The organism is Paenibacillus sp. 2RAB27 (assembly GCF_052115445.1).
Classification (GTDB): domain Bacteria; phylum Bacillota; class Bacilli; order Paenibacillales; family NBRC-103111; genus Paenibacillus_E.
Genome location: NZ_JBFRGR010000004.1, coordinates 228,623 through 249,044, shown reverse-complemented (window position 1 = coordinate 249,044; position 20,422 = coordinate 228,623). Strand labels below are relative to the sequence as shown.

The 20,422-nt window shown below is 42.6% G+C and carries 23 protein-coding genes, 1 tRNA gene and 1 pseudogene; 10 read left to right on the top strand and 15 right to left on the bottom strand.

Features of this window, described 5'->3' with window-relative positions:
* Positions 1–20 precede the first annotated feature (20 nt).
* Positions 21–443 carry a disulfide oxidoreductase gene (locus AB4114_RS08290; protein ID WP_376769523.1) on the bottom strand — a complete coding sequence of 141 codons (423 nt, stop codon included), beginning with the start codon at positions 441–443 and terminating at the stop codon, positions 21–23.
* A gap of 205 nt (positions 444–648) precedes the next feature.
* On the opposite strand from AB4114_RS08290, the gene AB4114_RS08285 reads away from it, so the two are divergent.
* Entirely contained in the window at positions 649–1,311 is a 663-nt protein-coding gene (locus tag AB4114_RS08285; RefSeq protein WP_441988032.1) for a helix-turn-helix domain-containing protein, read from the top strand.
* Between the two features lie 117 nt (positions 1,312–1,428).
* Positions 1,429–2,553 carry a phosphodiester glycosidase family protein gene (locus AB4114_RS08280; protein WP_441988031.1) on the top strand — a complete coding sequence of 375 codons (1,125 nt, stop codon included), beginning with the start codon at positions 1,429–1,431 and terminating at the stop codon, positions 2,551–2,553.
* Between the two features lie 53 nt (positions 2,554–2,606).
* Here the strand turns inward: AB4114_RS08280 and AB4114_RS08275 are convergent, their stop codons facing one another.
* Both AB4114_RS08275 and AB4114_RS08270 read right to left on the bottom strand, forming a co-directional pair.
* Complete coding sequence (locus AB4114_RS08275; RefSeq protein WP_441988030.1) at positions 2,607–2,972, bottom strand: YtxH domain-containing protein; 366 nt, start codon at positions 2,970–2,972, stop codon at positions 2,607–2,609.
* Positions 2,973–2,986: 14 nt separating this feature from the next.
* Entirely contained in the window at positions 2,987–3,433 is a 447-nt protein-coding gene (locus tag AB4114_RS08270; RefSeq protein WP_441988029.1) for a DUF948 domain-containing protein, read from the bottom strand.
* A 180-nt stretch (positions 3,434–3,613) separates the two neighbouring features.
* On the opposite strand from AB4114_RS08270, the gene AB4114_RS08265 reads away from it, so the two are divergent.
* Complete coding sequence (locus AB4114_RS08265; RefSeq protein ID WP_441988028.1) at positions 3,614–4,249, top strand: bifunctional 4-hydroxy-2-oxoglutarate aldolase/2-dehydro-3-deoxy-phosphogluconate aldolase; 636 nt, start codon at positions 3,614–3,616, stop codon at positions 4,247–4,249.
* A gap of 224 nt (positions 4,250–4,473) precedes the next feature.
* The gene (locus AB4114_RS08260; protein ID WP_441988027.1) at positions 4,474–6,105 is read left to right on the top strand and encodes an S-layer homology domain-containing protein; all 1,632 of its coding nucleotides are present in this window, start codon (positions 4,474–4,476) and stop codon (positions 6,103–6,105) included.
* 83 nt (positions 6,106–6,188) lie between these two features.
* On the opposite strand, the gene AB4114_RS08255 is transcribed toward AB4114_RS08260, so the two are convergent.
* The 3 genes from AB4114_RS08255 to AB4114_RS08245 form a co-directional block, all read right to left on the bottom strand.
* Positions 6,189–7,442: a S1C family serine protease gene (locus AB4114_RS08255; protein ID WP_441988026.1), complete on the bottom strand. Its 1,254-nt coding sequence runs from the start codon at positions 7,440–7,442 to the stop codon at positions 6,189–6,191.
* Positions 7,443–7,771: 329 nt separating this feature from the next.
* Positions 7,772–8,440 carry a helix-turn-helix transcriptional regulator gene (locus AB4114_RS08250; RefSeq protein ID WP_441988025.1) on the bottom strand — a complete coding sequence of 223 codons (669 nt, stop codon included), beginning with the start codon at positions 8,438–8,440 and terminating at the stop codon, positions 7,772–7,774.
* Positions 8,441–8,487: 47 nt separating this feature from the next.
* Positions 8,488–8,919 carry a DUF86 domain-containing protein gene (locus AB4114_RS08245; protein ID WP_441988024.1) on the bottom strand — a complete coding sequence of 144 codons (432 nt, stop codon included), beginning with the start codon at positions 8,917–8,919 and terminating at the stop codon, positions 8,488–8,490.
* A 266-nt stretch (positions 8,920–9,185) separates the two neighbouring features.
* Between AB4114_RS08245 and AB4114_RS08240 the strand changes: the two genes are divergently transcribed.
* Entirely contained in the window at positions 9,186–10,256 is a 1,071-nt protein-coding gene (locus tag AB4114_RS08240; protein ID WP_441988023.1) for an acyltransferase, read from the top strand.
* 11 nt (positions 10,257–10,267) lie between these two features.
* On the opposite strand, the gene AB4114_RS08235 is transcribed toward AB4114_RS08240, so the two are convergent.
* Entirely contained in the window at positions 10,268–10,933 is a 666-nt protein-coding gene (locus tag AB4114_RS08235; protein WP_441988022.1) for a tetratricopeptide repeat protein, read from the bottom strand.
* A gap of 157 nt (positions 10,934–11,090) precedes the next feature.
* Here AB4114_RS08235 and AB4114_RS08230 point away from each other — a divergent pair, with 157 nt between their 5' ends.
* A complete protein-coding gene (locus tag AB4114_RS08230) occupies positions 11,091–11,354 on the top strand; it encodes a hypothetical protein (RefSeq protein WP_441988021.1) in 264 nt (87 codons plus the stop codon).
* Between the two features lie 17 nt (positions 11,355–11,371).
* On the opposite strand, the gene AB4114_RS08225 is transcribed toward AB4114_RS08230, so the two are convergent.
* The 3 genes from AB4114_RS08225 to AB4114_RS08215 all read right to left on the bottom strand — a co-directional run bounded on the left by AB4114_RS08225 (position 11,372) and on the right by AB4114_RS08215 (position 14,255).
* Entirely contained in the window at positions 11,372–13,189 is a 1,818-nt protein-coding gene (locus AB4114_RS08225; protein ID WP_441988020.1) for an ABC transporter substrate-binding protein, read from the bottom strand.
* 240 nt (positions 13,190–13,429) lie between these two features.
* Positions 13,430–13,948, bottom strand: a complete 519-nt coding sequence (locus AB4114_RS08220) for a VanZ family protein (RefSeq protein ID WP_441988019.1) — start codon at positions 13,946–13,948, stop codon at positions 13,430–13,432.
* A gap of 19 nt (positions 13,949–13,967) precedes the next feature.
* Complete coding sequence (locus AB4114_RS08215; RefSeq protein WP_171633970.1) at positions 13,968–14,255, bottom strand: hypothetical protein; 288 nt, start codon at positions 14,253–14,255, stop codon at positions 13,968–13,970.
* 209 nt (positions 14,256–14,464) lie between these two features.
* On the opposite strand from AB4114_RS08215, the gene AB4114_RS08210 reads away from it, so the two are divergent.
* Positions 14,465–14,537, top strand: a tRNA-Ala gene (locus AB4114_RS08210).
* Positions 14,538–14,898: 361 nt separating this feature from the next.
* Here AB4114_RS08210 and AB4114_RS08205 read toward each other — a convergent pair.
* The 3 genes from AB4114_RS08205 to AB4114_RS08195 form a co-directional block, all read right to left on the bottom strand.
* Positions 14,899–15,696: a hypothetical protein gene (locus AB4114_RS08205; RefSeq protein ID WP_441988018.1), complete on the bottom strand. Its 798-nt coding sequence runs from the start codon at positions 15,694–15,696 to the stop codon at positions 14,899–14,901.
* 305 nt (positions 15,697–16,001) lie between these two features.
* On the bottom strand, positions 16,002–16,187 hold the full coding sequence (locus AB4114_RS08200) for a hypothetical protein (protein WP_441988017.1): 186 nt from the start codon (positions 16,185–16,187) through the stop codon (positions 16,002–16,004).
* Between the two features lie 137 nt (positions 16,188–16,324).
* Complete coding sequence (locus tag AB4114_RS08195; RefSeq protein ID WP_441988016.1) at positions 16,325–16,849, bottom strand: hypothetical protein; 525 nt, start codon at positions 16,847–16,849, stop codon at positions 16,325–16,327.
* A gap of 499 nt (positions 16,850–17,348) precedes the next feature.
* Between AB4114_RS08195 and AB4114_RS08190 the strand changes: the two genes are divergently transcribed.
* On the top strand, positions 17,349–17,477 hold the full coding sequence (locus AB4114_RS08190; protein ID WP_441988015.1) for a hypothetical protein: 129 nt from the start codon (positions 17,349–17,351) through the stop codon (positions 17,475–17,477).
* A gap of 136 nt (positions 17,478–17,613) precedes the next feature.
* Here AB4114_RS08190 and AB4114_RS08185 read toward each other — a convergent pair.
* A pseudogene (locus AB4114_RS08185) lies at positions 17,614–18,346 on the bottom strand (Rpn family recombination-promoting nuclease/putative transposase); the annotation flags it as partial.
* A 105-nt stretch (positions 18,347–18,451) separates the two neighbouring features.
* On the opposite strand from AB4114_RS08185, the gene AB4114_RS08180 reads away from it, so the two are divergent.
* Together AB4114_RS08180 and AB4114_RS08175 are read left to right on the top strand one after the other, a co-directional pair.
* Positions 18,452–18,715: a type II toxin-antitoxin system Phd/YefM family antitoxin gene (locus tag AB4114_RS08180; RefSeq protein WP_441988014.1), complete on the top strand. Its 264-nt coding sequence runs from the start codon at positions 18,452–18,454 to the stop codon at positions 18,713–18,715.
* The gene (locus AB4114_RS08175; protein ID WP_441988013.1) at positions 18,712–19,029 is read left to right on the top strand and encodes a type II toxin-antitoxin system RelE/ParE family toxin; all 318 of its coding nucleotides are present in this window, start codon (positions 18,712–18,714) and stop codon (positions 19,027–19,029) included. Before AB4114_RS08180 ends, AB4114_RS08175 begins: the two co-directional genes overlap by 4 nt.
* Positions 19,030–19,538: 509 nt before the next feature.
* Here AB4114_RS08175 and AB4114_RS08170 read toward each other — a convergent pair.
* Complete coding sequence (locus tag AB4114_RS08170; RefSeq protein ID WP_441988012.1) at positions 19,539–20,300, bottom strand: metallophosphoesterase; 762 nt, start codon at positions 20,298–20,300, stop codon at positions 19,539–19,541.
* Between the last annotated feature and the right edge of the window lie 122 nt (positions 20,301–20,422).

Genomic DNA, 20,422 nt, shown 5'->3' with positions numbered 1-20,422 from the left:
CTAACGATTGATTTTGGGAGTTATTTTGTAGCGCGATAAGTCAAGTATTGTAGAACAGTAAGTAGGATAAACGCTGTTCCAGCCAGCATCGGAATTGTAATAAATCCAAGCCAGTTTAAATAATCGGTATCACAAGCAATGGGACCGCAACCTGTACCCGTTTCTTTGAAAACACCCATTTGTAATAAAACATGATAGATGGAGATGCAAGCTCCCCAAATCGTTAACGGCAACACGTAGATGGTTATTTTGTAATCTCTACGAACGGCTGCAATGCCTAGAATGACGACCAATGGATACATAAGAATTCGCTGATACCAGCAAAGTTTACAGGGTGCAAAATGCAAAATTTCCGAAAAATATAAGCTTCCTAGCGTCGCAATTAAGGCAACTAGCCATGAGATATGCATGCCGTTGTCTCTCAGCCATTTTTTTAACATGATGAAATCGTCCCCTTTCTACTCCCCTATTATAAAAAAATAGAAGTAAGAAGTCACGGGATTGATTCTCGCGACCTACCAAATTCGCAATTTACTTACGAATCATATAAGATGTTCACATTCTACTCAGGTAATTAGTACCAATAAGTGCTATAAACGTTTCTATTTTGAGCCAATTCAATTACAATTAACATATGGAGGGATTCCTATGATGAAGCAATTTGAAGGATTCGGTAAATTTTTGGAGAGCTTACGTGGAAAGATGTCCTTACGTGAAGCAGCGAACAAGAGTGGCCTGTCCCATGCCTATATTCGAGATTTAGAATTAGAGCGTAACCGTTCGACGAATGAAAAGATTAAACCATCCCCTGTCACGTTAAAAAAACTGTCGGATGCCTATAAGTTTTCGTATACAGATCTCATGGAAAAAGCTGGATATCTCGAAAAAGTTAACCAAGATAGTCAATCGACACCGTTAACTCTGCCCCTAGAAGACATCCTTTTTATAGAAATTGGATCTACCGAAATGACGTATCATACTCGGATCGGTAATCGCACGATACCCATGCAATCACTCTTAGATTTCAGTCTATTCTTAGACCAATTAGAAGATCAAGGGTTTAAGAAAATGGATACGGATCTATTCGTCAATTTGTCTCACGTTAAGAAATATGATGCACAAGCAGGTAAACTTTATTTCGATCCATTAGGTGTGAGCCTGAGCGTAACGATTGCTGCCCTGCGCCAGAAGAAATACCATGATCTTATTCTACGCAGTGTCGCCTATCATGCAGGGAACGATCTGGAATATCAATTTGATAAAAGTACGATAAATGACTCTCTACTCGCCTCACTTCAACGACAAAATTAAGCATTTTACAAAAAAGGAGAAAATTTCAGGGAAATCTGAAACTTATTCTCCTTTCTTTTCGTCTTATTAGTTGACAGTGTGGACTTGATTAGCGTTAGAGAGGATAGATGCCTAAGCATGGCTGTTCAACAAACAACCGCCCAGACTACCTTGCAAGCCCGCGCAAAGCGCAAACGTTCTACAGGAATACGCTTTTTGTCGTATACAGTCCTTACGATCACCATTCTAGCAATCTTAGGATTAAGTTGGTTTTTCCTGACTGCTTCGGGGTCGAGCTTGCGTTTCATGATGGCGGATACCATCATCACCACTCAGCATCGGGATTGGGCCAAATATTTAATTGGCACATCCGAGTTGCAGAAACGTGTAGCCGCGTATACGAAAAGCTTTGACGAAATGGGTACCGAGAAGGATTTAGGACTTGTCGAACTCGCACCTGTGCCGTCCTACACACCTACCGAAGTCGTAGCTCCAGTAAAAAAAGATTTAGTAACTATCGAGAATATTTCGGGTCCCAATTTCAAAGGTAAGCTTGTAACCATTTCAGACCCTACCAAGCTTCGCATAGCAGTACCAGAGAAAGCAGGTAAAGGGGAAAAAGTGTCCTCAATGGTCAAACGTACCGGAGCGATCCTCGGTGTGAATGGCGGTGGATTTATTGACCCGAACTGGGAAGGCAATGGCTTTCAACCCGAAGGAGTTGTCATCTCCGGAGGCAAAATCTTCTACAATGACAAAGGTATGAACGGTACCGTACAGATCGTAGGGATCGATAAGCAAGGCCGAATGATTTCAGGAAAATACAAAGTATCTGAACTGCTTGAAATGGGTGTTCAAGAAGCCGTCTCCTTCAGTCCTCGTTTCATCGTGAACGGTGTTGGCCAAGTCAAAAGTCAAGCAGATGGCTGGGGCATCGCACCGCGAACGTGCATGGCTCAAACGAAGGACGGAGCGATTCTATTCGCCATCATTGATGGCAGACAAACGCACAGTATTGGTGCAACGCTCTATGATGTGCAGGAAATTTTCTTAGCGCATGGTGCAATTACCGCGGCGAACCTGGATGGTGGCGCATCAACCGTGCTGGTCCACAATAATGCTATTATTAATAAACCTTCAAGTGAATACGGTGAACGCTATCTCCCTACCGCATGGTTGCTTTTCGATCATCCTGAGACCGCTGATATTAAGAATGTTTGGGAAGGACTCGATATTAGTAAAATTGATCCTTCCAAATGGTAAACAAAGAAGCAGAGTACTCCTCGAAGGAGCGCTCTGCTTCTTTGTTTATCATTCTATCGGCCTACGATGACCAAATCTTCTGCGGCTTCCGATGCTGCGATCTCGTCTTGAATATCATCCTCAGATTGCGAATCTTTCCAAGAGCGAACGGTCTCGACAACACTTGCTGCTGTGTCCTTGGCTTTACCAACGAGATCCGCAGTTGTCGTACTCACTGTTTTTGCAGCTGCTTGCGTTTTTTGACTAACTGTAGTGGCCAGTTGCACGGTTTTGTCGCTAACCACAGTAGCTCCTTCTGCAATATCACTTCGTAGCTCACGACCTGATTTCGGTGCGAACAGCAGCGCTGCTGCAGCCCCAACTAAACCGCCTACGACTGCACCGATGAGAAGATCTTTACCTTTTTTTCCATTGGACATGTGATATCCACTCCTTAATGATCTGATTTCGCACTCCGCTGCGCCTGCCATCTCTGCCATAGCTCATACCCTGTCGTTGCCCATTCCATGATGTCGTGAATACGATTCTGATGCGTATGTACGACCTTTTCCGCACCTAGTAAGGAATCATTCATCATGCGTGAGGCTTTGCGCAGCGTCGAAGCAACTTCGCCGACAGCTTTCCCTGCCTTTTCAACCGATTGAATACTTGGCTCTAAAGCAAGGACTTGCAAATGTACCTCTTCCGTAAGCTGCCCTAATTGCGTCATTAGATTCTCCGCATGCTCTGTCGTATGGACAATTTGCTGCTTAACTTCAATAACCGTATCCCCTAACAAGCGAAGCGTTCGCGTAGCCGTATTAAACATGCGAACGGTAAAGACAATGAGCACTAAACAAGCAACTGCCAAGCTGACGATACTGATCTCACTCCATGTCATGTAGGTCACCTCCTATGAGCTGAAAGCTGTGAGGGCTGATGAGGCTTCTAGACGAATGCCTATGAATTACTACAGTATAGGTAGGTAGGGCTTGTTTTGACACAAACGGATTGGAAAAATTTCAGGAACCTGTCATAATAAATAACAAAAACGTGGTATTTGAGTTGGGAGAATCGACAAATGAACCGAGAACAAGGCTTACAAGAAATTGAACGCACACGCATCGTGGCAATCGTTCGGGGCGTTCAGGAGGCACACATACTATCTGTTGCTGAAGCACTTCATCAAGGTGGGATCACCGTTATGGAAGTAACGCTAAACACACCTGATGCGCTCACTATGATCTCTAACCTTCAAAAGCAATGGGGAGATCACATGTTCATTGGAGCAGGCACTGTGCTGGATCTGGAGGACGCCAAACAAGCTATTGCTGCCGGGGCAGCTTTCCTGGTCACTCCGAATTTGGATGAGGAGGTCATCCGCTGGTCGAAGCAAGAGGGCATCCCGATCTTCCCTGGTGCGATGACGCCGACCGAAGTTGTGAAAGCATGGAAAGCCGGTGCGACCGCCGTTAAAATATTTCCAAGTGCAAGCTTAGGCTTACCCTACATTAAGGAATTGATGGGGCCATTGGATCACATCCCAATGATGGCTGTCGGTGGCGTAACCGAAGGCAATATCAAGCAATTTTTGAGCATCGGCTGCTATGGACTAGGCATTGGTGGCTCCCTCATCAACCTGAAGGAAATCGAAGCCGGCAATTTCGGCTGGATCACGGAAAAGGCGGTTCAATTGCTCGCGGCGTCGCGTGCATGAGAAGGAGAAAAAGGAGTTCGCGAGTGATCGCGGCTCCGTTTTTTTTGCAGCTGCGTGGACTAATTAGCTCTGATAGGGGACATTATTGGGACAAATTTCCAAGTGACGGACTCAAATAGAACCTAAACTCTCGAAGTCTATCAACATAGGAGGTGAATCCATCGTTTATGAGAGACGATCAGTTCAGTGAAAATCAAATAGAGAGAAAAAGGAGTGCATTCCGTGTGAAATCAATAACTGGAAAAGTTTCTCGAGTTTTAGCTCTATTCATGTTCGTTTCTATTCTAGTACCTGTGATTGCGTATGGTGCAACGCTAGGCATCAAGTCGTACACATACGACAAGACGACAGGGAATGTTACAGCAACCGTTTATAGTGACGTTTATGACAATGTATCTGGAGCTGTCTATCTAAATATGTATGCTCCTAATAGTAGTCTGATAAAGAAGACCTACATGTCTGATTACACCAATATAACGACCGTAGGTGGAGTTACTTACTACAATTTCACGTTCAATACAGGTATAACAGCTAACGTATATGACGCCGTTTATTTAGAAGGTGAATATAATTCTACGGTTTCTAGCCGTGTATATGCGACGGATGCCAATCCTGATGTACCGGGATGCACGATTAACTGTGGCGGCGGTTATGGCGGGGGTGGAGGTTGGATACCACCAGTAACTGGGACTAGCATTAGTGTACCTAGTAACGGTGAAGTTAACGAGGATAGTCTGAAGACTGCGCTAGCTTCAAGTGCGAACGTTGAACTCAAACTATTCGGAGACATCGCCCTTATTCCAGCAGCTGCTTTAGTTGATGCTGTTGGCAAATCGGGCTCTATGATTACTGTAATGTCAGATAACGGAACTTATATGCTTCCTCTTTCTATCCTAGATTTGAATGCTTTGGCCAAATCGCTTGGTATTGCCGTGAAGGATTTGAAGATCAAAGTAGGTATTACAAAGCTTACCGGTGATTCCGCTACTGCGGTAACTACTGCTGCCGCTGCAATCGGTGCTAAAGCTATCACAGATGCCGTAGATTTTAATGTCATTGCTGTAGGTCCAGATGGCAAAACAACGGCTATTGATTTTGGAAAAACGTATGTCTCTCGCTCCCTTAACATTTCAAATGCTGTAGATTCCAAGATGGTTACTGGCGTTCTCTTCAACGAGACAACGAAGAAGCTAAGCTTTGTTCCTGCAATCTTCGATGTTAAAGATGGCAAAACAGTTGCCACACTGAAGCGTAACGACAATAGCATCTACACAGTAGTCGAAATGGACAAAATCTTTACAGATACTGTCTCCCACTGGTCTAAGGATGATGTAAGTCTCCTTGCCAATAAACTCGTGATTGATGGGATGACAGATACAACATTTGCTCCTGATCTAAATATTACACGTGCTGAATTTGCTGCTCTGGCTGTTCGTTCCTTAGGTTTAAACCTGGAAACTTCAACATCATCATTCAGCGATGTCCAAGCTTCCGATTGGTACGCTACGACCGTTGCAACTGCAGCTAAAGCAGGCATCATTGATGGATATGAAGACGGCTCATTTAAGCCAAATGCTCAGATCACTCGTGAAGAGCTTACCGCTATGATTGTACGCACTATGAACTATGCAGGACTGAAATCAGCGATTTCTGACTCGCAGCAACTCGCGTTGTTAAACAAATTCAGCGATTCTGACCACATCATTTGGGCACAAAAAGAAATGGCTACCGCTATCGACGCTGGGATTATCAATGGCTTGACGGAGACAACACTCGGCCCTAGCAACCAAGCGACTCGCGCAGAGGCCGCTGCTATGCTGAAACGATTCCTAAGTAAAGCTGGTTTCATTAATTAATCTTTACGTACGCCCATGTATGAGAAAACGGAGCTCGCGAGTAATCGCGGCTCCTTTTTTATTAAGGCATTTTCGTGGGCTGTTTAACTTTGATAGGCGGCAACTGCATTTTTATCTCCAACTTCGACGGATACGTCCTTCGTTTGACCATCGCGCGAAATTTTCACCTTCAAAGCATCCCCAACAGCAGCGGCTTGGACCGCTTTCGTTAGTTCCTCCGTATTCGCAATTCCTTTACCGTTCACTTCCGTAATGACATCAAACTGGCGAATTCCTGCTTTGAACGCTGGCGAACCTTGCTGTACTTCAGCAACGACCACTCCATTGGTGCTATTAATTTGCAAATCCTGCAGCATGTCATCCGTAATATTTTGCAACGCTACGCCAATGTAGGGTGCTGGATCTTTCGGAATAGTTTCATTGTTTTTCAATTTATCTACGACTGAGCTGATGGTGCTTGCCGGGATCGCAAAGCCCATTCCCTGTGCTTCGGCATTAACAGCCGTATTAATCCCAATGACTTCACCATTCAAATTCAACAGCGGCCCACCGGAGTTACCAGGGTTAATGGCCGTATCCGTTTGTAACAAATGCTTGTAATTACGTGTCCCCTGCTCATCATCAATGCTGATTTCACGTTCTTTAGCGCTTAATACGCCTGTTGTAACGGAATAATCGAAGTCATATGGATTCCCAATCGCAACAACCCACTCTCCTACTTCAGCTGCATTTGAATCCCCGATTTTCAGTGTTGGAAAAGCTTTGTCTCCTTGAATTTTGAGTACAGCCAAATCTAAATCATAGCTGCTGCCAAGTAGCGTTGCCTTAAATGGGGTATCATAACCTTGTACGTAAACATCGATTTCGTCTGCTCCGTCAATGACATGCTCATTCGTTAAGATATAGCCGCTATCTTCAAAAATGAAACCAGAACCGATCCCATTCTCAATCGTATCTCCACTTTGCGTTCCTTGCTGCTGCGAATTTCTTCGCGAGCCTGATGTGCTTGTTTGCTTGACTTTCGTTTCAATTTTGACGATGGCTGGACTCGACGCTTTCGTAATTTGGGAAATACTATTGGTTCCCAAATTGTTCAACGATGCCGTTTGAACACCAGCTGCAGCTGAGTTCGCTGCTGAAGCCGCGGTGGCGCTGGACTGCACAGTTTGCGTATCATAGCCAAAGAGGTTCAATTTGTCCGAAGTAAACATCAATCCACCAACGACAACCGCACCCGCCATAAAAGCTGCAAAAATTGGCTTTACTCTCGAGTTGCTTGGTTTACGCTCCACTTTTATATCATTCAAGTTCACGTTATTGTTCATATCTTGATTCATACGATTACCGCCTCTCGATTGCTATCATTGTGTTGTCTTGCTGATAGATCAAGTATAGAACGCTAACCTGAAGCGAGACTTAAACTGGGCTGATAGCTGTATGAATGTTAGCTGAAAGTATGCTGAAGAGTGTTGCACAGCTCCAGGTGACTATGGTGAGCACTGTAAGTCGATTTTTTCGACTTACGGTGCTCCAATTGACTATGGAGAGGCGTACAAGTCGATTTCTGACGTTACAGCATGGAATGGAGCTGTAGAGGTGGCGCTAGCGCCCAGCGCGCACAAAAAAAGAAGTTAAGCAGACTGTCTGCTTAACTTCTTTTTCGAAGCTATTTATTTTGACGTATGATATACACACATTTATTAGCACCTTTGGCGAGACACTCTGTACGTTCTACTTGGGCATCGAGCAAATTACGGAACAGCGCTAACTCACACTGGCATGCCTGCTGAAAGGTGTTGGCCACCTTCGCAATGGGGCAGTTATGCTCATTAAAGATATAAGCATCATCACCTTGCGGGGACCAGTCAACCATGTAGCCATTCTCATTCTGAATGTGCGCTAATTCAGCCACACGATCTTCTAAGCTCTTGGCTTGCATCCTTGACTGATAGCGAGCTTCGAGCTTCCCCTGTCTACCTTCAAAGAGCCGTTCGATTTTATCTTGACCTTCGTCTTCTAACAACTCGTCTAATAAATCCAAAGTTAACTGCGAATATTTCTTGGGAAATAATTCGTCAGCCTGAGGCGCTAAGGTATACACACTTGTAGGACGTCCCATAGCTTGCCTTACGAGCTTAGCCTCGAGCAAATCATCCTTCTCCATCGAATGAATATGTCGTCTAACGGCCATCTCTGTGATGCCAAGTTGTTTAGCCATATCTTGTACACTTAACGGTCCCTGCGTTTTGAGCATAGAAAGAATCACTTTACGCGTCGATGTTTCTAGTATTTGATTCACGCTCTCACCTGCCCTCGGAACTCGTTTAGGTCTCATTTTACAGCATCACAGGCAATAAGTAAATTATGAAACACTTATGTATGTTATGCCAATTCACTTTTGATAAATGCGCGAACGGATGCCGCGAATTCCTCAAAAGCCGCTGGGAGTTTCGGTATTAATGGATGCAAGTCTTGGCGAGGCCATTCTACAAAGTCCTGTACTAGCGGCTTGCGCAGCTTCACTAATTGCAGCAACGTCTCCGTCAAAGACTCTGAATAAGCCCCTTCTCCATGTACGATTTCTACGATGTCTTCATAGCTGCTTGCATCTCTTAATATAAAAGCATCAATGAGCAAGCTCCCAATATCCGTCACGGTTTCGATCGCCAAATGAAGTACTCGTTCTTGCGAAAGCTGCCAAGTCAGATCCTGCTTACCTTGTGTCCATTGCGCCTCTAATTGCTGACTCGCCTCAGCGAGTACCGACAGAAACTGAATGCGCCCATCAATTTGTTCATGATTAATAAAATACATGGTCTATCTCCGTCCTCTTTTTCGCCATTTCGTCCATACCAACATCGCAAAAAAAGTGATAATAACCAAAAATATGAGCAAAACCGCCTGCATCAAATATTCATAACTCACGTTCATTCACCCTCTTGATTGATCTCTTTACATGCTATCAACAGTTTATCTCGGGTAGGTGAGAGCGTCAAGCTAATCGGGCTTTCATTCCTATAACCATTGTCCTCCTATGGGGATCATGTTACAGTGAAACGAGAGAAAAAAGGAGAATTTGCATGATGTTATCTAAGCCCAAGCTGTCAGAAATCGACATCGTACGCGCGCTTGCCATCTTTGCTGTCGTACTTATTCATGGTACCTCTAGCGCCACTCAACTTCCTGTTGGGACAGGCTCCCAGGCTTTCTTTTTCATCCTGAACAAAGCTAGTTTGTTTACGGTTCCTTTGTTTATCTGGATTAGCGGTCTCGTCTTGTTTTATTCGTATTATGACCGTTGGGAGCCCAAGATGGCACGTGTTTTTTGGACAAAAAGACTGCACAAGATATTAATTCCTTATATCATTTGGTCCATATTCTATTATTTGTATAACCAAATCATGTTTCATGGCACGATAGATGTTGATGCGTTTCATCTATTTAAATTGCTCCTCTCGGGCAATGCGAGCTATCATCTCTATTACATCGTCATTATCGTTCAGTTCTATGCGCTGTTCCCCTTGATGATTGCTGCGATCAAACGTTACGCGTGGCTGCGTCGCGGCCTGATTCCTCTAGGTATCGGCATTCAAGCGGCATCCTATACCTTTCATCATTGGGTAATCCCGCTGCCTGAGTATGCGACGTTATGCTTAAGCTATACGGCTACTTTCTGTTTCGGTGCCTTCATGGGCATCTATTATCCAACGTTAGTGACTTGGGCGATTCGTTACAAAAGGTGGATAGGGATCGCCGTCTATGTAGCTGGTGGCGCTTATGTCGGCATGCTCCTGCTTCAGCAATATGGTCTCGCTATGATCGAAAATACGTGGTTCGAGCTAGCTCTGCTCGCTTATTGCCTGACCATCCCACTCGTCTGTGTGCCGTGGGCGCGCAACCAGATAGGGCGCGGCTCACGCTTCAGCGCCTTCTTATCTGCCTTAGGCGCAGCCTCCTTCGGCATCTATCTCGTGCATCCCGCGATTCTCACCCTGTGGGATCGCGTTACGCCAGAGCCAGAGCCAGCGCCTGGGCGCCTTTGGCTCTATGATGTGCACACCGCAGCAGCCGTACTTATCGGGCTGCTGGGTGCTTTACTGCTCACGCGCGGCTACGCTCGCGCAGTACAAAAAGGTTCCGCTCGCAGATGAGCGGAACCTTTCTATTTCATGCGCGCTAGCCAGGCCCAGCGCCGCTGCTGTCTGCGGCTGTAGCGAGGCAAGCCGCGGTAAATGTCCAGCGCCTCGCGATACGCGCGCTTGGCGTCTTCCTGGCGGCCGAGCTGCTGGTACAGCTGGCCGAGTCGGTAGTAAGCCTCGACCGAGGAAGAGTGCAGGTCGCGGAATTGTTCAATAAACTGCGCCGCACGCTTCGGCGCAAGGGGAGCCAAAGCCTCGCCGAGGCGCAGATAGGCTTCGCCATATTTTACACGAGGATTGAGTTCGATCGCTTTCAGCATAAAGGATTCACCCTCGTCTATTCGGCCAAGTTTCAGAAGACATAGTCCAATTTCATAATGAACGTCGGCAGATTCCTGCATGATTGGTAGTGTTTGTTCCAAATAAGGCAGCGCTTCTTGATATTTTTTGCGTTCAATCAGAATGCGCGCCAAGTCCAGCTTCGCTGACGTATTGTGCGGGTTCGCATGAAGATCAATTCGCAGACGTGATGCTCTTCGATTCAACTGAAACGGTCTCCAAATATTCGGCAGGATGCCAACGTATCTTCTGTCCAACACATACAGAATGACAAGTAAAATAAGTAACGCTAGAAACGGATTACCAACGATCCGCCAGAGCAATCCAAATAATAGTATTTTGATAAGCATGGTGTACTCCCCCTTTTCAACTTCCTTATACTACCATATTATGCTGATTATGTTTACCCCTTCCGTAAGAAAAAAAGGGCGTAAAGGGAAGGAGTTTCTACCATTCGAGATTTTTCGCCAGCAGTGCTATACTAGAAAGAAAAAAGGGAGCTTTGACATGAAAGATTCGCATAAGGCTATATGGCTGAAGAGAAAGAAACTAGGCCGCTCTAGATATTTAATTATGTTCGGGATTGTACCTTGGGGTATCTGCGCTGCAATCCTCACGACCTTACTTGAATATATTAGCTTTCAATCCATTAATTCCGCTTGGATTCCTATTCGATTAATCGTATTCGCATTCATCGGCTTTTTCGTTGCAAATGGACGCTGGGTTGCGATGGAACACCGCTTTGAGCCACCTGCTCCTAGACGACCGTAAGGTCGTTTTTTTGTTTATCAAACACTTGGTGTAAACCAAATTTCACGGAAATCAATCCAGCCTAAATCGTTGATTGTTACCCCTTTAATCGAGTCATGATACGTCGTTTGTTGGGAGCGATGAAGGACGAAAAGAAACGATTTCTCCTCCTGAAGCTCGGCAATCAATTGATGTAAGCCACAAATACGCTCATCTAGGCTCGGATTACTCAGAATCCCCTCCATATTCGAATCCACCCACGCCAGCCGTTCTTCATTCAAATGTGCGCGCACATAGCTATTGCTTTGTTTCAATGTTTGGATGATATGAAGGTCATAATTGCTTTCCATGCAAATGTGATAAAAAATAAGATCGGCTTCGTCAATGGTGTCCATCTTTGTCATGTCGGACTCACTCCGAATCGTGATCTCGATGGGAATCCCAATCTGCGCACACTGCCGGCAAATCCACATGGCATCCTCATTGTTATTCCGATAGACATACATATGTAACGTCTCGCCGTTGTAGCCCATTTCATTTAGCAAACGCTTGGCTTCTTCAAAATCCGTCCTAGACCTCACTAGCGGCTCCATTGTCGGAATAAAACTGCTTGCGGGCGCTTCTCGAAAACCACCCAGCTCACCAATCATACGCTCACGATCTATGACCAAATCCACCGCTTTACGAAAGTTAGGATGGTACTGCGGCCCTCTTTTATTGCGATTAAACGTTAGTAAACTGCACCCCATTATGGTTTGTTCAATTTGATGCCATTCTGAATCTTTATCAATGGCGCCTACCGGCTTACTCGAATTCGATTGGCCACGATACACTTGGATCTTATCATAGCTTGGTGTTGATTCCTGCAGATCCGAAGGCAGCAGCCAGAATTCGATGAGATCCATATGCGGCCTCACACCGAAATAACTATCAAACGCTCGCAGCTTGCAAATGTAATCATCGTTTCTCTCCAGCCTGAACGGCCCCGTCCCAATGGGCATTCGCCCAAAAATTGATTCATTATCCCGGCATATTTCCTCGGGAACAATCGCCATCGAGGTATGAGCCAGCTGTTGAAGAAACAGCACATTCGGCTGGCTTAATTCAATAGCAATCGAACTTCGATTCAGTACTGTAATCGTCTCAATGCTTTCGGTCATCCAACCTTGCGTGGCAGCCTGACCAAGCTTCTTTAATCGCGACAAAGAGTAACTTACATCATACGCTGTCATCTCTCTGCCATGATGGAACAGCACGCCTTTTCGCAAATAAAACGTATAATACAAGCCATTCTCACTAATTTCCCAATAATGAGCCAAGTGCGGCTCGATCACCCTTGTCTGTGGATTATAACGTATGAGGGTATCGAAAATTTGACTCACTAGATGAAAATCAAACGCAAAAAAGGTGTGAGCAGGATCCAGCGTCACCAACCATTTGTAAACAGGCACGCGTAATGTATCCTTAAACCGCTCCTCATGCTCAACCGTACGATAGCCAAAAAAGCTGAACAACCACTCGATAAAGGAGTCCTGAAGTGCCTCTCCCTTGCCTAGTTGATGAATCAGCTCAATCGTGCCTAAATAATCGCCTCGATTGGCAAGCGCCATCGCTTGATTCGAGATCATGTCTTCCGATGAGACCAAAAAAGTAAGCTCTGAGATGTTCCCTCTCCCCCGGCCAGGTTTCCAGGAAATCCAATTCTGATCACTCATCTTTTTCAATAAAATCTTTACATTCCGTGTCGAGCAATATAATCTGTCCGCTAATTCTTCTAATGTAATGGGCTGCGGTTTATGCTCAACACCATGCTCAAAACCCGCACGTAGCTCCAGAAAATGAGTAAGTAGCTGCATCTTCAACGTCCTTTCTAAAAGGGGAAATCATTGAAGTGAATTATACTCTTTTTGTTCCCCTTATTCTAGCGTAAACTAAACGTATCAGGAAAAGAAAGGAAAGTGAACCTCAAATGCAACCAACAGACCTCTATGTTTCAGAGAAATTAATGGAGTGGCAACAGCAAGATTTGGAAAGCCAGTCCCGCGAGCATTGGAAATGGCAATCCGTTAAAAAAAGAAAAGTCTACGTCCTTCTAACTAGCTTATTCTTCTGGAATTAATTCGATTACGTATGGAAACCACCACGACAATCAGAATGAGCGCACACAGAATACCAACTCCGTCGACGACTACATCGATGCCGTGCCCCGTTCGGTCCTTCACGAACGATTGATGCCACTCATCTGTCATTGCGTACAGCAATGAGATTAGGAAGGAGCTGATCAAAGCTATGTTCATTCTGACAGGTTTTGCAAGTAAAGCTATTGACCAAAGCAGGGCAAGCACAGCGTATTCGCTAACGTGCCCTGCTTTTCTTATGAAGAATTCAATCAAATTAATGGGATCTTGCCATGAAATCACTTGATGATCATAGGTAAACTTCACTTTGGGGATATGTTCTTTCAACTTTTCAGTGGAAAATTTCGATTCCAAGTATGGCTTCAAGCTCTGCTGCTGGTATGGCTCGGCAGATTTCATATAGATGAAAGCCATCCATAGAATGGCTGCCACTAGGAACACGTAGAATACCGTCTTCGATCGTGTTAACTTCGGCATAACGGCCCCTTTCTCTCTCTCACGGATTCATTTTTTTGCGAATACTGAATAGGGCAAAAAATTCAATAACCATTAAATTCACTGCGGATACACCATAAAACGCCATCCCAAACATCATCTGAAACTGATCTGTCGTGACAGACTTCCACCACAAAGCTGCAAGACCCGTCAGCACAATATTTAACGCCGTCGTGATCCAAAAGGAGAACCCTAAACGGTTCGTTTTTCGCATCAAAAGAACACCAATCACAAACGGCACTACGAAAGCGATACCCAAGTAAATCCAATACAATACTGCGTTTGACACTCTACGTCACTCCCAAACGTTCAACTAGTTTATATTACTAGGTTAGCATGAAATTACGGACGAAAACAACGTTCGACCCCCGTTTGCAACAGAATCGACATACAGCATCTAAGATGCACATAAGCTAGAAAAATCCTGAATGACAGGTATTGCCTGCCGCGATATATTCATGTATAATACAAAAAGTCGACGTTTGTAAGCGACATCACGGGGCCTTAGCTCAGCTGGGAGAGCGCATCGCTGGCAGCGATGAGGTCAGGGGTTCGATCCCCCTAGGCTCCATACGAACGAAATAAAAAGAACATGTCATCAGACATGTTCTTTTTTTCGTTCTTGAAGCCGTATGGGGGTGAGAACCCCTGAGGGGTTCGCCCGCGCGGACGAAGCGTAGCGGAGGAGCACGGCGTCTGAATCCACCGCTAAAAGTCCTCATCGAGTTCGCTTCGTCAGCTATTTAAATAAAGATTCGGACATCCCTTCTAGGGGGTGCCGTGCAAGTGGTGGCATCCCCCTAGGCTCCATATAGTACAGAAAACCGCTAGGCACTCCGATTGAAGTAATTCCACTTGTTTTATACAATTAAAGAAAGCACCGGTTACCGGTGCTACTTCATTATTTCAGATTGTAACCAACTAATTTGTTTCTACTCTAGATCCAAATCATATATCCTCAATGTTTTAGGATAAGAACTCTTTCTATCAATCCATAAATAGGCACAAATAATAAGAACATAAAATAATCCAAGAATAATAAAAAACCACTTTAATGGTGCTGCCATTTCGTTGCTAAGAACTGGGGCTAAAATTGAAACAGAACCAAAGAAGATTATCACTCCTAACCTAGAAGAGTTATTCAATGTTAGATTGAATCCACTAATACGAAATGATGTTGTTTTCTCGTTAAGATCATTTATTCTCCCACGATCAATAATACCTTTTGGAATTCCTTTAATGGTTCCTTTAATAAGAGGATACTTTTTTTGATCCGTATGAAGTAATTCTATTACAGCGCCGTCATTAGGGTCTAAATAATCGAAATTAAGATTAACTATATTTGAACAATCTACATCGATTTGAACAGATAATTTATTGATTCTGCGATTCTCTTTAATAATATTCGCTCTAAGAATTTGCGTGCCTTCAGAGAATTCAAGTCTAATCCTATCATCTTTAATAATGTCAATGCCATTAACTGTGGTAGTACCAGAATTCCAAAAAACTAAATGGCTTTTTGTAAGCCTGGGTATGCTAATCCCTTTATACAAAATATCTACGTCATCAGATAAAGACTTCCTTTTTCCGATAAGTCTAATAAAGCTTGTTTTATAAGAGAGTTGATTTTTAACACGCGTAAATTTATAGAATACTATGGAAAATATGATACTAAGCGCTCCTATGAAAGATCCAATCCAACCCTGATTAATAAAATCCATTGTTCCCATTTCAGTGATAATCCCCTTTTTATATTAATAAAATGAGATTATCACCTTTCACCCTAAATTGGAACATTTTTCCGAGTTATTACCCCACTGATTCTAAATCTCCAGCTATGTCGCTTTTCAACTATACCCTTAATAAGAATTAGGTAATTATGCATCATTTATGCAAAACGCTGAGGTACCGCATTATTATTAGGTTTTCATATTTTTGAACATTCGCGAAGTTTACTGTTGTTAACACGATTTTTATCCATATATACACTGATTATGCAAATAAAAAGGTACCCCTATTAGAGGTACTCAATCTACTAATAATTCTCTTTAATTGCTTTAGTAACAACATCATATGTAGCCACAACAGCTTCATCACTTAAATATTTTTCTATTAGTTCCTTCTTCGACGGAAGATGCTCGACACCAGCTATCGCTTGACTCCGTGCTCTGAACACCTCTTGAACGACCTCTGCTGCAACTTCGTAAAATGCTTTTGACATATATTTTCCACCCCCTTTATCCTACATTTTCCATCACAGGAGGAAGTTTGTAAACTATTATTTGGTCGAATTAAATTGATATTTGAGTGAATTTCCTCGTGACCATAGGTTTCGCCACTTAAACTCCACCACCACCATCATTCTCCGTGTGAATTCTTGTATTCCTGGATAGCAGCAAGAGTAGTCTCTTTAATATTCATTTTCTTAATACTATCTTGAACTGCCTCTTCAACTACTCTTTTATGTTCATCCGATCCTAAAAAATCTTGAATATAAGTACTAATTATTCTTTCAAGTTGTTCAGAAACCATTTTTTTATGTTTCAAGCTGTTAACATAAAATATTATGCTAACACTTAAGAGAACTGTCATGTCGTTAACATTCTCAATTACCGACTGAACCCACTTAATATTCAAGAAAGGAATAACCATAAAAAAAGAAACTGCTATAAAATACAAGAAATCTTTCAACCTACGAAATTTAAACGGATCATTCGATTGAGCAACATTGTAGTCCAACAAATCAATAAATGTGAATGTTAATGCTGAAAGTGCAAATCCCATTAAATAAGCTGTTGGTAAAACTAGGAGCTCAAAGTAATTTAAAAAGGATAAAATCAACAAACTAACTGCCATGTATTTTGTTATTTGTGCAAGATACAAAGTTGTCCCCCACTTTTTTTATTACCATTTTCATATATAGGACGAGGATTGTAAACATATCATTTCAGATAATTGAGTTTGATATTTGAGTGGTCACCATTTTTTTAGGGGCACTATTAATCAAAGCATAATTAATAGAGCCCTCAGACACCCCAAAAAGGCCAATTGAGTACTACATAACTGTAGTTCTGTTGCACTCGCTAAGAAAGCTCAAATTATTGCTGTTTCTAGCTTTGTTTCGTTTTCAGAAAATGAACGCATCAAATACTAGAACTGTGACGTACTCAAATGCTACTGGATCCGAAAAGTGACGCAAATATCCTGATTCAGGCTTTTTATTTCACCAGTTTTAGAAGATATTTTACCATAGAATAGTAATGTCAGAAATACGCTAGGAATAAACAAGCACCCCTTTGGAGCATCGGACATGTTCTTTTTTTCGTTCTTGGAGCCATTGTGGAGAGAACCCCTATAAGGTTCGCACGCGCGGAGGGAGCGGATGAATAAACTTCGAAGGAATACTTCAAGTTTAGAAGCACTGCGTCTGAATCCACCGCTAAAAGTCCTCTTCGAGTTGCTTCGTCAGCCATTTAAATCAGGATTCGGACATCCCTTGGTTGGGATGTAAATCAAAGGCATCCTCATCAGGCTCCATCAAATGCATTTTCATATCTCATTTCATTACCAAGATGACAATTCGGTAACATTCAGAATACCATAGAAAAAGACTGCCAAGGCAAATTCCCCCTGACAGTCGTTATTAGTTAATGAGCTTGATTGATTTTCTTTAGTTCGTCAATTGGATGCCCTGTTAATTCCGAAATGGACACCATGTCTATTCCTTTTTCAAGCATTTTAGTAGCTACTTCAAGTTTGCCTTTTAACTCTCCTTGTTTTTCCCCTTCTTCTCTCGCACCCTCAATAGACGAAGCTTCGTCATGCAAAGCCTTTTGTCTCATTTCATAAAGTCGCCGAAATTCAGCGTCTTGACTGAGAAATTTCAACACAGTCATTACTTTGCCAAGCTCAGGTTCCTGTATCTTTAGCACCTCCCAATTTTCTGTATTGTCACTTTTATGAAAAAGCAACCAATTTAATAATCCGCTGGAAGTTGTTGTCCTAATTTGATTCAGTTTGGAGAGTTCCAGAAAATGAATCTCCAGATCGTCCGTTAATGGGATGCCACTATAATCCTCCCGCAAATGAAAAACATTATGATAACGTTCATTAGGTACGATGGAGAAGTTAAGAATATTAATGGTGATGCACTTCTTTAGCTTCTTTTATGACTGTCCCTCTTCAAGCTGGCTCGCATAGTGCTTACTCCAATAATACAATGTACGCTACTCATTGTCATATCGGTTAAAAAGCTGCATTTCAATATTTATAAGTTTGCTTTCTACAGTTTTAGCTTGGATGTCCAAATATGGATTGCTTATCTTGAGGAGAATCTTTATCTGTGTATGGATTCATGAGTACGATTTCAGTAGGTGGTTTCTCATCAGGATTCGGACATCCCGTTCATACCATTTGGTTTATTGCCCTTGAGTATGTATCGTTATTTTGATAAAATAACGCTATATGCACGGAAGGAGAATGAATATGCCCACGATTCGACCGAGCTCGGACTTAAGAAATCATTACAACGAGATATCTGAAATTTGCCATAAATATGATGAACCTGTCTATATTACGAAGAATGGCCACGGTGATCTTGCTGTAATGAGTATTGAAACATACGAAAAGTTGGTTGGAAAATTCGAACTGTATCAGCTTCTGGATGAAGGTATGGATGCAATGAAAAAGCTGAAAGTACGTCCTTTTCATGAGGCAATAGCAGACATTCAGAAGGGAATTTCGGAGTGATTCCAAAATATCGTTTAGAAATCACTGAGCTGGCAGAAGCAGATCTACGAGACATCGCTGACTATATTGCCAACGAATTAATGGACCCGACGACTGCGAGAAAAATCATTGGCAGAATCGCTGAAGCCGCTTCTCAATTGGAGCAAATGCCTTTCAGAAACGGATTAGTCCACGATGAGAGATTAGCAGCGAGCGGCATTCGACATTTACTTGTGGACTCATACATCGTGTTCTATGTCATCTCGGAGAAAGAAGAAACCGTTACAATTATTCGGATTCTTTACGGGAAAAGGCACTGGAGCAGCTTGCTCTAAACTATTGGTAATGTAACCTCCTCACTCGGGAGAATGCATCGCTAGCAGCGATGTGGTCAGGGGTTCGCGCCTCTTGAAATTTGTGTTGTTCTGCACGTGTGCTATTTCAGTCCTAAACTGTCTCTTTCATAGTTCCTCTACAATAGTTTCAAAGCGATATATTTCTCTAAATCGTTTTGCCAGTCCTCTAATTCATCTTCAATATAGTCAGGGTCTTTTCCGTAATCAGATAAATATTTGTACACCTTTCCAACTTTCGTGAGTAGCGTCGTGCTTTCCTCCTCTAATATCCAATTTTTACCTCACTTAGGGCTAGATAACCCCCCAACTGTTGGTCTACTAAGCCTATAAGGCACTTTCTTGTAAGCTCATTTCTCTTTTCCCTTCTTTGTCGGTGTATAGGATTTTCCTTTATGTAAGGGTGAATTTTACAATCGAGCACTTGGCTCCAAAAATTAAAAGACAAATCAGCCATAACTCTGGTTGATTTGTCTTTTTATTCTCCCAACCTACAAATAATGCATCGTTACCTCACTTCGAACTAAAAATCTTGCATTAATACCCGTCTGCCCGATTCCCTTAGAAATGTAGTAAACCCCATATTGATTCTTATGTAGACCCTTATATATCCCCATGCGAGGCAATTTACCCGCGTCTTTTATTCTAAATAAAAATGGCAGATTAAATTGTTTGCCATGCAGATGTCCAGCCATTAAATAGTCGTATGACTTATTTAAATCTAGAACGATATTCGGATCGTGCGTAATAATGACTTTTGTTTTAGTTTGATCAACTTTTTGAAAGGATTTTTCTATATTGCTCTTGCCTGAATCAAAATCATCAATGCCAATTAGTTCGATTTGATCTAGATGCACCGTTTCATTTCTTAATACATGTAAGCCATACTTCCTTAATAGTTTGATTACATCCATGACATTTTTTTGCTGATAATCATGATTGCCGAGTACGCAATATATCGGTATTTGACCAATAGTCATAGCTCTTAGATACTTTTCTAATTTGAAGAGACTTTTACGTTGTTTGGTAAAATCACCCGTAATACAAATAAGGTTTGGTTTTTCATTATTGATAATTGTAGTTAGTTTTGTAGGACTTATTCTTAATCGTTCTACATGCAAGTCACTAATCTGTAGGATTTTTAAATTTAAATCCAGCGGATAGCTAATCCGTTCAATTTTTAGCCATTGTGTAGGTAAGATGAAAAGAATATAAACCAATAGGACTAGAATCACTATGTATACAAAGATCATTTCACCATTCTCCTCACATACAAGATTCATTTTGATGAAGTAATATGTATTCAAGGTAATCTGGAATATCCCTTTTTTTTATTTCACGAGCATAATCGGCTACTGGTTTCCGAGCATCCGTG

Coding starts and splice junctions, on each gene's coding strand:
- AB4114_RS08285 (WP_441988032.1), top strand. CDS start 649: ATGATGAAGCAATTTGAAGGATTCGGTAAATTTTTGGAGAGCTTACGT.
- AB4114_RS08280 (WP_441988031.1), top strand. CDS start 1,429: ATGGCTGTTCAACAAACAACCGCCCAGACTACCTTGCAAGCCCGCGCA.
- AB4114_RS08275 (WP_441988030.1), bottom strand. CDS start 2,972: ATGTCCAATGGAAAAAAAGGTAAAGATCTTCTCATCGGTGCAGTCGTA.
- AB4114_RS08270 (WP_441988029.1), bottom strand. CDS start 3,433: ATGACATGGAGTGAGATCAGTATCGTCAGCTTGGCAGTTGCTTGTTTA.
- AB4114_RS08265 (WP_441988028.1), top strand. CDS start 3,614: ATGAACCGAGAACAAGGCTTACAAGAAATTGAACGCACACGCATCGTG.
- AB4114_RS08255 (WP_441988026.1), bottom strand. CDS start 7,442: ATGAATCAAGATATGAACAATAACGTGAACTTGAATGATATAAAAGTG.
- AB4114_RS08250 (WP_441988025.1), bottom strand. CDS start 8,440: ATGAGACCTAAACGAGTTCCGAGGGCAGGTGAGAGCGTGAATCAAATA.
- AB4114_RS08245 (WP_441988024.1), bottom strand. CDS start 8,919: ATGTATTTTATTAATCATGAACAAATTGATGGGCGCATTCAGTTTCTG.
- AB4114_RS08240 (WP_441988023.1), top strand. CDS start 9,186: ATGATGTTATCTAAGCCCAAGCTGTCAGAAATCGACATCGTACGCGCG.
- AB4114_RS08235 (WP_441988022.1), bottom strand. CDS start 10,933: ATGCTTATCAAAATACTATTATTTGGATTGCTCTGGCGGATCGTTGGT.
- AB4114_RS08230 (WP_441988021.1), top strand. CDS start 11,091: ATGAAAGATTCGCATAAGGCTATATGGCTGAAGAGAAAGAAACTAGGC.
- AB4114_RS08225 (WP_441988020.1), bottom strand. CDS start 13,189: ATGCAGCTACTTACTCATTTTCTGGAGCTACGTGCGGGTTTTGAGCAT.
- AB4114_RS08220 (WP_441988019.1), bottom strand. CDS start 13,948: ATGCCGAAGTTAACACGATCGAAGACGGTATTCTACGTGTTCCTAGTG.
- AB4114_RS08205 (WP_441988018.1), bottom strand. CDS start 15,696: ATGGGAACAATGGATTTTATTAATCAGGGTTGGATTGGATCTTTCATA.
- AB4114_RS08200 (WP_441988017.1), bottom strand. CDS start 16,187: ATGTCAAAAGCATTTTACGAAGTTGCAGCAGAGGTCGTTCAAGAGGTG.
- AB4114_RS08190 (WP_441988015.1), top strand. CDS start 17,349: ATGAATAAACTTCGAAGGAATACTTCAAGTTTAGAAGCACTGCGTCTG.
- AB4114_RS08180 (WP_441988014.1), top strand. CDS start 18,452: ATGCCCACGATTCGACCGAGCTCGGACTTAAGAAATCATTACAACGAG.
- AB4114_RS08170 (WP_441988012.1), bottom strand. CDS start 20,300: ATGATCTTTGTATACATAGTGATTCTAGTCCTATTGGTTTATATTCTT.